Genomic DNA, 11,051 nt, shown 5'->3' on the forward strand with positions numbered 1-11,051 from the left:
AGTTCAAAATGCGAGGGGTGGGATTCGAACCCACGGACCCCTGCGGGACCGGATCTTAAGTCCGGCGCCGTTGGCCGGGCTTGGCTACCCTCGCTCAAAAAGTGCCATTATCTATTCTCCATCGCATGTATTAAGTCCAGCGCCCGCATGCCGCCGGGGAAAACTCGATCCGGCAACCGTTCTCCAGGGTGACTCCCGGGCCCAAGGTATTTGAGGCCAGGCCTGAAGGTTGGAGGCTGCCATGGAGACGAACCGTAACCCGGAGAGTCCCGAAATGCCCTACCGGCACATCTGGACCGACGAAGGCGGCGTGAACCGGCAGGACCGCTGCCGGATGAGCAACTTTGCATTCGCGAACATATCGGAGGGTGCGGCCCCGTCGCGGATCGGGAGCCCCGGCGGCCCGGCCCGCCGCGTCGTCGTCCTCGTCCTGCCCGACAAGCAGGGGCGCAGGGGTCACCGATCGGGGACGGTGGGCGACCGGCCTGCGGTGCTGATGCTCGTGCAGGTGGCGCGACGCTCAAGCCCCGGCCGGCCCTGCCTGCCCGGATAACCGACCTTCACGACAGCCGTCGGCCCGCGAAACGCCCGACGGCAGTTGCAACAGATATCGATGCAAACCGAGATAGACCGATGACGGAGACCAGAACACTTCTTGCGGCGCTCTCGCTCGTGATTGCAGGCGCCTGCTTCCTCGCGTATCCTGCGATCCGGCCCTACACCGACGAGACCTCTCTTGCCGGCGCCGAAGCCTTCGCCTCCCCCGCCTGGCTCCTCTCGCACACGCTTGCCATCGTCGGGTTCATCCTCCTCGTGCCCGGCCTGCTCGGCCTCTACAGCCGCCTCCGCGAAACGAGGGCCGAATCGTTGGGCATCATGGCCCTCGTCCTGACCTGGGCCGGCGTCGGGCTGACCCTCCCCTACTACGGGGCCGAGACCTTCGCGCTCGCCGCCGTGGGCCGGGAGGCGCTCCGGCAGAACAGCGTGGACCTGCTCGTCACGCTCTCGGACGCGATCCGGTTCGGGGAGGGCGTCTGGTTCTTCGGTGCAGGCCTCCTCGCCCTTGCGGCCGGCGCGGTCCTCTTCGGGGCTGCGATCTGGCGGTCGAGCGTCCTTGCCCGGTGGAGCGGGATCCCTCTCGCGCTCGGCTTCGCCCTCTTCCTCCCGCAGTTCTTCACGCCTCCGGCGGTCCGCATTGCCCACGGGCTGCTCGTCCTAGTCGGGTGCTGGCTCGCGGCATGGAGCATGGTAAATTCCGGAAGAAAAGAAAAGCGATTGATATAGGAGAGATCAGGCCAGCCGCCGCATCACCCGCGCCAGCCGGTGCATCCCCTCCGCGATCTCCTCCTCGCCCGCCGCCGAGAAGTTCAGGCGGATCGTCCCCTCCCCGCCGCCGTTGACGTAGAACGGTACTCCGGGGAGGACCGCGACGCCCTCTTTGACGCCCTCGCGGAAGACCTCCATCGACGAGACCCCGGAGGGGAGGGCCGCGGTCATGAACATCCCCCCTTCGGGGTTGGTATGAGTCATCCCCGACGGCATCAGGTCGTCGAGGAGATCGCACATCAGCCGGCAGTGCCTGCCGTAGACTGCCGAGATCTTTCGGACGTGGGCGTCGAGGTCGTGCGTTGCAAGGTAGCGGTGGAGAATCACCTGGCAGAGGAAGTTCGAGTGGAGGTCGGCCGCCTGCTTTGCGACGTTGAACTCCCGCAGGACCGGCACCGGGGCGAATATCCAGCCTATCCGCATACCGGGGGCGACAATCTTTGAGAACGACCCCGAGATCACCGTCTGGTCCGGGAGGTAGCGCTTCACCGGCGGCCGGGGCTGCCCGTCAAAGAAGAGCTCCCCGAAGGCGTCGTCCTCGTAAAAGACCGTCCCCGTCCCCTCGAGGACCTCCGCGACACCCCGCCGCTTCTCCTGGGAGTAGGTCGTCCCCGAAGGGTTCTGTGAGTTCGGGATGCCGTAGAAGAACTTCGGAACATGCTTCCGGACGACCGACTCAAACGCCCCGAGATTCGGCCCGTCCTCTTCGAGAGGGACCGGATGAACGACAGGCTCGTAGAGGGAGAAGGCCTCGATCGCGCCGAGGTAGCCGGGTCGCTCCATCCCGACGGCGTCCCCGGGATCCAGGAAGATCTTTGCGACGAGGTCCAGACACTGCTGGGAGCCGTTGACGATCTGGATCTCCTCAGGGGTCGCCGGGAGGCCGAGTCTTCTCCGATAACGGTCGGCGATGAACTCCCGGAGGGGGAGGTAGCCGTCCGTCGTGGTATACTGGAGCGCTTTGCGCCCGTCCTCTGCGAATACCTCGCGGGCCGCGTCCCGGATCCCCGTAACATCGATATACGCCGAGCCCGGAAGGCCGCCGGCAAACGATATCACCCGGGGGACCGCCGAGACCCGGAAGAGCTCCGCAAGAAACGACTCCGGGACCCGCCCCATCCGACCAGAGAACCGGTAATTCATGATGATCAGGTTGGGACGCGGGGAACGAAAAGGTGCCGGGTCTCTCCGGGCCGGCGGCGCAGTTCACTGGAGCGCGATATAGGCGACGACCGAGAGGAGGAACGCGAGGACGAGGATCATAAAACTGATCGGGGCGATGAACGCGAGCATCGCGTTGACGGTGCTCGCCAGCTGCGAGACCCGCTGCGACCCGAAGACGACGATCCCCTCGCACGAGGCCGTTGCCGCCCCCACTCGTGCCTCCGAGAGGTCGGCGATCGCTTCGGTGACCGCCTGCTCGACATACGGGACGATCTCCTCTGCCGGCACCATGTAGCCGACCGGGTTCTTCCCGGTGATGGTGTTCACTGTATGCGTGTCGGTGGTCATGATCTCGGCCTCGTCGACGTGGCTGAGCACCACGGAGCGAAGGCGCTCCCGGACACCCTCCGCCACGTTGTTCCCGTCGATCAGGACGTAGGCCGCTTTCTTCCCGCCGACCTCGGTCGCCAGCACCTGGACCCCGAGCGACCCGAACCCCTGCTCGCGGGTGAACGGGACCCGGACGTGGGAGACCCCGATCGCAAGCGGCTCGTGGGGGAGGTCACGCGCGGCGGTGAACCCCGCACGTGCGGCGGCGATGTACTCCGTCGCGATCTTCGTCGCCGGGAGGACCGGGGAACCCACGCTGGTCATGCAGTTGTGGGCGTCGACGAACGCAACGTGGGAGAAGCCGCACCGCCCTTCGGCCATGATCGCAAGGCCGATCGAGTAATCGAGGTCCTCCGTCCGGTCCGGGGACCGGGTGCTCACCATCAGGAGGGCGTTCCCGAACCGCTGGCAGAGGATCGAGACCGAACCGGAGACCACCCGGACCGGGCGGCTCGCGGTGGCGGCGAAGGTAAGCCCCTCCCGGGACGCCTCCACAGCGCAGGCGATCTTATGGATCTCACTCTCCGAGACCAGGTTGAAGTCGTGGGTGGCGCACCCGTGGGCGACCAGCGTCTCCTCAGGAAACGTGTCGTGGAGGATCCGTGGGAGGTTGCCGCCGCCGACGTCGCCCATCGGGCCGGGGTGGACGTTCGGGACCGTGAAGAGGACATTCTTCCCTGCATCGCGGGAGAAGAAGAGCGAGACCTCCGGGACGTAGACCTCCTCGCCGATCTCGCGGAAGAAGTCCTCCATGTTCTTCGAGCCGTCCGTCAGGTGGGCGATGAAGGTATTGAGGAAGTTGAGCCCGCTGATCTGGAACGCCCTTCGTAACGGCCGCTCGATGAGCCAGATCAGGAAAACAAAGACCATCCCGAAGACCGCCTGGAGGAGGAGGGCGTACGGGACGAACCCGGGCGTGAAGAACCAGGCCCCGACCGCTATCCCGGCCGCGCTCTGGAGGAACGCGGGGAGGACCATCCGTGTGATCCGGTAGTCGGCGACGGCTACGAGGACCAGCAGCCGGAGGCCGAAGACCAGACCGAGAGCGACCGCGTAGAGCGTTGGGAAGAGTCCCCGGCCGAAGACCAGAATCGGCGAGAGGCTCAGGATCACCGCAAGAACCGTACAGGCCAGGGCGAGGAGGGCCGAACGATTGCAGGTGATTTGCCGGCCGGATGCACGCACCAGCGGCACGGTCAGCAGGAAGGCGACCAGTGCCGGGACCGAGAAGCCGAGCGTGCCAAGCAGGAAGAACTCGTGCCCGGCCCGGTACGTGGCGGCGTCGATGACGAAACCGAGCACGACAATGAGCCCAAGCGACCGCGGCCAGGATGGGGCGGAGAAGATGTAGCGAGTCAACCGTTCGACACGCACATCAGGGCCGGATTCCATCAGGTATCCCCGGGTTCCGCTATCAGGCCGTGGGCAGAAGCCGGCAGTCTTCTGCCGACAGACCGCACGTTATATTGCATCTTTCAGGTAAATATTTCCCCCGGTTCGCCAAAGACCTTCCGGTACCGGGCCATCATCCGGTCCCAGTCCGGGAGGTTCGTCTGGGTGCCCATCCTTTCAACGACAAAAGACGAGACCACCGCCCCTGCACGACAGCAGTCAAGCGGGGCATAGCCCTTCCGGAACGCAGCGAGGAAACCGGCCCGGTAACCGTCGCCGGCGCCGGTGGGGTCGACAGCCTCTACCCGGACGGCCGGGACGTTCTGCTCCTCGCCGTCCATGCAGAGGACGCTTCCTTCCGCCCCCCGGGTCGTAACCACCATCGGGACCGACGCGACGAGCGCTTCCCGCTCCAGCCCGAGCATATCGCACATCCGGTCCATCTCGTGGTTGTTCGAGAAGAGGATATCGATCTTCGCGAGGATGATCTCGAGCTGCTCCGGGGTATAGCGGATGAGGTCCTGGCCCGGGTCGAATGAGGCGAACCTGCTCTTCTGGGCGACCCTGACGTTGAAGTCGGGGTCGGCCGTCGCCATGTGGACGAAGTCGAGAGCAGGGGCCTCCGCCCGGGAGAACGCAGCGGACGCGCCCCACTCAAAGAAGGTCTCCTGGTCGCCGTCGTCGTCCGTAAAGACGTACGCGGTCGCGGTGCGGGCATCCTTGACCATCGAGAAGTCCTGCACGATCTCAAGGTTGTGCAGCCACAGGTCGTAGTCGCTGCCCGGGAAGTCGCCGCCGACCGATGAGACGAGCCGGCACCGCTCACCGAGGGTCGCAATCCCGGCCGCGATATTCGCCGCTCCGCCACCAAAGTAGACCGAGTGACCGTTGATATAGGTCGAGTTGTGCCGTCCGGGAAGTTTCGGCACCCGGAAGAGGTGGTCGATGGCGGTATGCCCGACGACAGCTATCACAGTTCCTCCACCTCCTGGACCTTCAGTGGGACGTCGCGCAACGCCTTCCCGACGACCGACTTCGCTATCCTGGCCGCGTGTTCACCGGACTCCGCACGGAAGACCTTCATCTGGAGCACGAGACCGACAAGGGCGGTGTTCGCCACCACAAGAGCTGTGTCAAGATCCCCCTCGCAGAAGGGGCAGGCGCTCATCCCGGCCTCGATCTCCACAAACTTCGCCGAGGGGTTGAGTCGTTTCCCCGCCTCGCTGATCGCGATGCTCACGGCGTCGTCCATGGACTTGACGTCCTTTAGTATCCACGCTGATTCGAGCGTAACCAAATAATCCGGCATAATCTCTCCGAATAACCTACCAGGTCTCACGATGCACGTGCTCTTCCACCGGCATCCGCTTCATAGGCTCGAGCGGCGGCGTTCCCCTGCCGACCGCAAGAAGCGCGATGGGGCGGATGTGCTGCGGGAGGCCGAGAACTTCGCGGACCTCATCTTCGTTGAACGCCCCTGTCCAGCACGAGTGGAGGGTCCGGGCGTGTGCGGCGAGCATCATATACGTGCAGGCGATCGTGGCGTCCTCGATCGCGTAGAGGATCCCCCGTTCCCCATAGTGCGACATGGACCGGACGTAGTTCGCACAGACAACAAAGATCGCCGGCGCTTCCCGGACATGCACCTGCTCAAGGGCCGCGAGCGCAAGTTCTATCTTGACATCCTCATCGGTGACGACAACGACGTCCCATGCCTCGCGGTTGCCGGCGCTCGGCGCCGTGCTCGCGGAGACAAGGATATACTCGATCTCCTCCCGGTCGAGCGGCTCGCCGGAGTATTCGCGGACCGACGACCGTCCTTTTAAGAAACGGAGGAAATCAGATGAGTTCATGTTTGCTGAGCGTCTCCCATGCCGCCTGGGCTGCGGTCGTGACGGCGCTGACGGCCCTGCTCATCCGCTCCGACGCGGCGCCCAGTTCCATACTCTCGGTCAGGCTGATCGCCTCGTTGAGGTGATCGATAGCCTTCTTAAACTCAACAAGTTCGGTACTGCCGTACGCAAACTCAAGCTCCGAGCGGATAGACTCGAGCACCATCACAAGCATCCGCTTTCCGCCGGGTTTCTCCGGGAGCGGAAACTGGATCAGGGCTATCGTCAGCTGTGACCCGACAATCAGTTCGGATTTCGCCCGTTCGGCGAACTGATAGGTCTTGATGGCGGTTTTGAGATCCATACCACATACTGGAACTCGCTAGTATAAAAACTATTGAAGGAGAGGAGAGAACGGCTTATCTCGATTTCTGCTTGGTTCCGAGAGCCGAGACCTTGGCGCGGCGTATGCACCGGCGTACCCGCACATCCATCGTGGGAGTGCCTCCTCCCCGGCCACCGCGACCGCCGCGACCGCCGCGACCGCCCCGGCCGCCACGCCGGGAGTCCTGCCCTTCCCTGCTCGCCCGCTTCTGGATATCCGCCGCTGCCTTGAACCGCTGGTTCGGGCCGGGTTTCTTTACTTCGCCTTCACTTGCAGGGACGAGCCGTATCTGTCCCTTCACGCCCTTGACCTGGGCCCACTGAACACTGCCTGTCTTTCCCATGATAGAACTCCTTTACAGTTATGAGCAGACCCGCTGATAAAAGTAACCCGGAGTCCGGCCGGGACCGGCCCGGATCCGGGGTGAACGCGATTGTGCCGGAGATCACGAGAGCAGATCGTTGAGTTCGCGCCGGAGGATCTCGCTGATGACCTTCCCGTCCACGCTCCCCCGGACCTCCTGCATCACGACCCCCATCAGGGGACCGAGCGCGCCCATGCCCTTCTCGCGGGCGAACGCCTCCCGCTCGGCTACAATCCGGCGCACGATCGCTTCCACGTCGGCCATCGAGACGGCGGGGGCCATCTTTGCGATGGCAGCATCCACCCGCTCGCCGGGCGTTCCAGGGCTCCCGGCGGTCCGTGCGAGCTCGATGAGGAGATCCGGGATCGCCTCCTTTGCCGCCCGGCCGGCCTCGACGGCCGAGAGGAGGGCAAGGATCTCTTCTTCGGTCACCCGGTCGACAGCGACGCCGTCGCGGGCGAGTTCCCGGCAGGTGGCAAGGAGCGTCCTTGCCGCGAGGGTGGGGCGGACGCCGGCGGCGACCGCCGCTTCAAACGTCGGCAGCCGCTCTGAGAACGCAACCTGCCGCGCCAGCGCCTCGTCGAGCCCGAACTCCCGGACGAACCGGGCCGCCCGGTCGGTGAGGAGTTCGGGGACGGCGATCGCGTTCCAGCGGTCGGCACCGATTGCGACCGAGAAGACGTCGGTCTCGGGGTACATCCGGGCGGCGCCGGGGAGCGGGCGCATGTAGGCCGTGCTCCCCTCTTCGAGCATCTTCCGGGTCTCTTCAGGTACTCCCGACAGCGCCATCTCCGCACGGATCATCACCTGCTCGGTCGCGCAGCCGGCACGATCGCGCCCTGCCGCCACGATGACGACGCAGTCGTTCTCCTCCGCACCGACAAACGAGCGCAGGCGGTCCACCTCGTCTGCGGTGACGCCGTAGGCGGGGAGCTCGTCGGTGTGGAAGATCCCGCCGACGCCGCACTTCTTCGCGTAGTCCGACATCTCGCTCCCGAGCCGCCTGCCGGGCTGGATCTCCCGCCCGACGAGGCCGGCGAACCCGCAGAGCCGGACGGCCAGGATGGCTTTTGCCTTCTTCAAGATAGCGGACTTCGTCTCGGCGAAGAGGGCCGTGACGTCGACGACGGTGTGGTCGACCGTGGCGCCCCTCTCGCGGAGTTCGTCACGGATGGCAAGGAGGTTCGTCTGCCGCTCGACCTCGCGGCGGACCACCTCGGCGATGAGGGCGAGTTCCTGGACGCCCTTGATCTCCACCCGGGCGCCGCCCGCGATCGAGATGTTGACATCCTGCCGGATCGTGCCGAGGCCGCGTTTCACCCGGCCGGTCGAGCGGAGGACCATCCCGATGTACTCGGCAACCTCGCCGACGGCCTCGGGGGTGTGCATGTCGGGGGCGGTCGTGATCTCGACGAGCGGGATTCCCAGGCGGTCGAGGGAGAAGGTCTCGTTCTCCACGCGCTGGGCCGCCTCCTCCTCCAGACAGATCGTCTCGATCCGGCAGCCGTCGGGGAGGGCGCCGGAGAGCGCGACAAGCGCCGTCCGCTGGAACCCGCTGGTGTTCGAGCCGTCGATGACGAGTTTGCGCATCGTGTGGACCTGCTTGATTGGGGTCATCCCGAGCATCTTCGCGATCGTGAGGCAGACGTCGAGGGCCTCGGGGTTCATCGGGGTCGGGGGCTCTTCGTCGTGCTCCACCAGGCAGACCGTGTCGTAGGTGTAGTAGCAGAACTTCCGGACGAGCCGCATCTCTTCCCGCGCCGCCCGGTCGATCTCTCCAAGCTCGCTCTCCGTCGCCCGGAGGTAGCGGTGGAATTCGTCCGTCCGGTCGGCGGTATCCCGGAGGACGGTGGGGCACCGGCAGAAGAGTTTCTCGGCGGTGTCGAGCTGCTGGTGGATCTCGATGCCGGCCTTCAGGCCGAGTTTCTGGTAATCCATCATATCGACCTCCGCCGGATCTCGCCCGCAAGGTCGGTCTGCATCAGTCTCCTCGCCCGTTCGGGGTCCGGTTCGTTCCCGAGCACCCACATCAGTTTGACGAGCGCCGCCTCGGGGAGCATGTCCTCGCCCTCGATGACGCCGGCGGCAAGAAGGTCTCTTCCGGTGTTGTAGACCCGGTCGCAGACCCGGCCGTGGAGGCACTGCGAGGTCATGACGACGGTCGTCCCGCCCTCGATCATCTCACCGAGCGGGGCAATCCACTCCGTTGCCACGTGGCCGAGGCCGGTCCCCGAGATGACCAGGCCCTTATAGCCCTCGTAGGCGTCGAGGACCGCGGCGGGCATACCGGGGTAGAAGTGGAGGAGGCCGCAACGCTCCTCGAGCGCGTCGTGGAGGGCCGGCTCTTCCGTCCCCCGCCTGACCGCCTCGGCCGAGAGGCTGACGGAGAGCGAGGGGTAGTCGACGTAGCCGAGCGGCTCCATCCCCATGCTCTGGAAGGCGTCCCGCCGGGAGGTGTGCATCTTCCGGACTCTCGTCGCCCGGTGGATGGCGCAGCGGTCGTCGTTCGTCGTTGCGTGCATCACGACCGCCACCTCCCCAAGGTCGCCGGCGGCGACGGCGGCGCTGCAGAGGGCGTTCATGGCGTTGTCGGAACTCGGCCGGTCGGCGGACCGCTGCGACCCGACGAAGACGACCGGCACCGGCGTCCTGAGCATGAACCGGACCGCCGCCGCCGAGTAGGCCATCGTGTCGGTGCCGTGGGTGACGATCACCCCGGCGACGCCGGCCTGGATCTCGTCATAGATCGCCCGGACAAGCTTCTGCCAGAGGTCCGGGCGCATGTTCTCCGAGAGGATGCTTGCGACCTGCCGGTCGCGGTAGCGGGCGATATCTCCGAGTTCGGGGATCGCCCGCAGGATGTCGCTTGCCGAGAACTGGCTCATCACCGCTCCCGTCCGGTAGTCCACCCTGCTTGCGATCGTCCCGCCGGTGGATATGATTGCAAGATCCGGAAGGTCGGAGTTCTGGACGACGACCCCGGCGCCTGCCGGCGGCTGCGGGGCCGCCCGCCCGACGAGTTCTATCTTCTCGGGGGACGTCCCGATGTTGTAGCCGTTGTCCAGCTTGACGACGGCCATCCCGTCCCGTTCGGTGATGTAGGTGCCGGTGAGGGCGGTCCCGCCGTTTGCGTACCGCACACGGTCTCCGGTCTCAGGTATCTCGGTTATGCTACCAGCCTCCGTGATTCATTGATAAGGTGTTCAAACGCGCTCGATAATGCCGTATCGGTCTCTTCGGCCCATGCAGCGTCGCGGGCGAGGAGGTCCCTCTGCTCCGCGAGCTGGACCGCGACCGCGGCGGGTGCCGGGCCGCCGATGATGCTCCGCACGGCGACGGCGTGAACCGGGTCGAGGACGGAGGTGATCTTTGCCTCAGTCAGGCCCAGGTCCACGACCGAGAGGCCGGCGGCCTCCCGTGCCGCGGCCTCGACGGTGGAAAGGTCAAGCGACCCGTGCCTGACCGCCCGGCCGACGATACGGTGGGCGGTCCGGAAGGCAAGTCCGTATTCCCGGACGAGGACGTCGGCAAGCTCCGTCGCGGTGGAGAACCCCCGCCCCGCCTCGGCGGCCATCCGCTCCGTCCGGAAGGTCGCGGTGGCGATCATGCCGGCAAGGAGGGGGATGCTCTGCCGGGCGGCCTCCACACCCCGCCAGAGGTGCGGGGTCAGTTCCTGGAGGTCGCGGTTGTAACTCATGGGGAGGCCTTTCACGATCGTGATCGCCGCGGTGAGTTCCCCGGCCACCGACCCGGCCTTCGCACGCATGATCTCCGCGACGTCGGGGTTCTTCTTCTGGGGCATGATCGAGGACGAGGAGCAGTAGGCGTCGTCGAGCTGGACGAACCCGACGAACGCGGTGCTCCAGATGACCAGTTCCTCGCAGAACCGGCTCGCCGTCGTCATGCAGATGCTGGTGCCGGAAAGCACCTCGATCGCGAAGTCCCGGGCGGCGACCGCGTCCATGCTGTTAGGCGCCGGGCGGGCAAAGCCGAGGAGGGCCGCCGTGTAGGCGCGGTCCAGGGGGAAGCCCGTCGAGGCGAACGCCGCCGAACCGAGGGGGGATACGTCCACCCGGGCGTAGGCTTCCCGGAGCCGGGAGACATCCCGGGAGAAGGCCTGCTCGTAGGCGAGGAGGTAGTGGGCCAGCGTCGTGGGCTGGGCGTGCTGGAGGTGGGTGAAGCCCGGCATCACCGTCTC

The 11,051-nt window shown here is 65.9% G+C and carries 12 protein-coding genes and 1 tRNA gene; 2 read left to right on the forward strand and 11 right to left on the reverse strand.

What is annotated here, in order from left to right:
* Window positions 1–9: 9 nt before the first annotated feature.
* Window positions 10–94: transfer RNA gene (locus tag PLN84_RS11295), tRNA-Leu, on the reverse strand.
* Between the two features lie 147 nt (window positions 95–241).
* Here PLN84_RS11295 and PLN84_RS11300 point away from each other — a divergent pair.
* Window positions 242–553, forward strand: coding sequence for a hypothetical protein (locus PLN84_RS11300; protein WP_292384839.1), 312 nt, complete (start codon window positions 242–244; stop codon window positions 551–553).
* Between the two features lie 80 nt (window positions 554–633).
* Window positions 634–1,284, forward strand: a complete 651-nt coding sequence (locus PLN84_RS11305; protein WP_292384841.1) for a hypothetical protein — start codon at window positions 634–636, stop codon at window positions 1,282–1,284.
* A 6-nt stretch (window positions 1,285–1,290) separates the two neighbouring features.
* Here PLN84_RS11305 and PLN84_RS11310 read toward each other — a convergent pair whose 3' ends face one another.
* The 10 genes from PLN84_RS11310 to argH form a co-directional block, all read right to left on the reverse strand.
* Window positions 1,291–2,469 carry a PLP-dependent aminotransferase family protein gene (locus tag PLN84_RS11310; RefSeq protein ID WP_292384842.1) on the reverse strand — a complete coding sequence of 393 codons (1,179 nt, stop codon included), beginning with the start codon at window positions 2,467–2,469 and terminating at the stop codon, window positions 1,291–1,293.
* Window positions 2,470–2,532: 63 nt separating this feature from the next.
* Window positions 2,533–4,272 (reverse strand): DUF2070 family protein, encoded by a 1,740-nt coding sequence (locus PLN84_RS11315; RefSeq protein WP_292384844.1) that lies wholly within the window; start codon window positions 4,270–4,272, stop codon window positions 2,533–2,535.
* A gap of 83 nt (window positions 4,273–4,355) precedes the next feature.
* Entirely contained in the window at window positions 4,356–5,246 is an 891-nt protein-coding gene (locus PLN84_RS11320) for a carbohydrate kinase family protein (protein ID WP_292384846.1), read from the reverse strand.
* The gene (locus PLN84_RS11325; RefSeq protein ID WP_292384848.1) at window positions 5,243–5,581 is read right to left on the reverse strand and encodes a DUF555 domain-containing protein; all 339 of its coding nucleotides are present in this window, start codon (window positions 5,579–5,581) and stop codon (window positions 5,243–5,245) included. The genes PLN84_RS11320 and PLN84_RS11325 overlap by 4 nt, the downstream gene beginning before the upstream one ends.
* A gap of 16 nt (window positions 5,582–5,597) precedes the next feature.
* Window positions 5,598–6,125: a nitroreductase family protein gene (locus PLN84_RS11330; RefSeq protein ID WP_292384849.1), complete on the reverse strand. Its 528-nt coding sequence runs from the start codon at window positions 6,123–6,125 to the stop codon at window positions 5,598–5,600.
* Complete coding sequence (locus tag PLN84_RS11335; RefSeq protein WP_292384851.1) at window positions 6,112–6,468, reverse strand: hypothetical protein; 357 nt, start codon at window positions 6,466–6,468, stop codon at window positions 6,112–6,114. The genes PLN84_RS11330 and PLN84_RS11335 overlap by 14 nt, the downstream gene beginning before the upstream one ends.
* A gap of 55 nt (window positions 6,469–6,523) precedes the next feature.
* The gene (locus PLN84_RS11340; RefSeq protein WP_292384852.1) at window positions 6,524–6,832 is read right to left on the reverse strand and encodes a DUF5350 domain-containing protein; all 309 of its coding nucleotides are present in this window, start codon (window positions 6,830–6,832) and stop codon (window positions 6,524–6,526) included.
* 102 nt (window positions 6,833–6,934) lie between these two features.
* Window positions 6,935–8,791 carry a Glu-tRNA(Gln) amidotransferase subunit GatE gene (gene gatE, locus PLN84_RS11345; protein ID WP_292385252.1) on the reverse strand — a complete coding sequence of 619 codons (1,857 nt, stop codon included), beginning with the start codon at window positions 8,789–8,791 and terminating at the stop codon, window positions 6,935–6,937.
* Window positions 8,791–10,023 (reverse strand): Glu-tRNA(Gln) amidotransferase subunit GatD, encoded by a 1,233-nt coding sequence (gatD, locus tag PLN84_RS11350; protein WP_348532082.1) that lies wholly within the window; start codon window positions 10,021–10,023, stop codon window positions 8,791–8,793. The genes gatE and gatD overlap by 1 nt, the downstream gene beginning before the upstream one ends.
* Window positions 10,020–11,051, reverse strand: a 1,032-nt coding sequence (gene argH / locus PLN84_RS11355; RefSeq protein ID WP_348532081.1) for an argininosuccinate lyase, incomplete at its 5' end; no start/stop codon positions are given. The genes argH and gatD, both read right to left, overlap by 4 nt.

This window comes from Methanoculleus sp. (assembly GCF_035363275.1).
Classification (GTDB): domain Archaea; phylum Halobacteriota; class Methanomicrobia; order Methanomicrobiales; family Methanoculleaceae; genus Methanoculleus.

Excerpts from the sequence above, each read along its gene's own strand:
- PLN84_RS11300 (WP_292384839.1), top strand. The coding sequence starts at position 242 with ATGGAGACGAACCGTAACCCGGAGAGTCCCGAAATGCCCTACCGGCAC.
- PLN84_RS11305 (WP_292384841.1), top strand. The coding sequence starts at position 634 with ATGACGGAGACCAGAACACTTCTTGCGGCGCTCTCGCTCGTGATTGCA.
- PLN84_RS11310 (WP_292384842.1), bottom strand. The coding sequence starts at position 2,469 with ATGAATTACCGGTTCTCTGGTCGGATGGGGCGGGTCCCGGAGTCGTTT.
- PLN84_RS11315 (WP_292384844.1), bottom strand. The coding sequence starts at position 4,272 with ATGGAATCCGGCCCTGATGTGCGTGTCGAACGGTTGACTCGCTACATC.
- PLN84_RS11325 (WP_292384848.1), bottom strand. The coding sequence starts at position 5,581 with ATGCCGGATTATTTGGTTACGCTCGAATCAGCGTGGATACTAAAGGAC.
- PLN84_RS11330 (WP_292384849.1), bottom strand. The coding sequence starts at position 6,125 with ATGAACTCATCTGATTTCCTCCGTTTCTTAAAAGGACGGTCGTCGGTC.
- PLN84_RS11335 (WP_292384851.1), bottom strand. The coding sequence starts at position 6,468 with ATGGATCTCAAAACCGCCATCAAGACCTATCAGTTCGCCGAACGGGCG.
- PLN84_RS11340 (WP_292384852.1), bottom strand. The coding sequence starts at position 6,832 with ATGGGAAAGACAGGCAGTGTTCAGTGGGCCCAGGTCAAGGGCGTGAAG.
- gatE (WP_292385252.1), bottom strand. The coding sequence starts at position 8,791 with ATGGATTACCAGAAACTCGGCCTGAAGGCCGGCATCGAGATCCACCAG.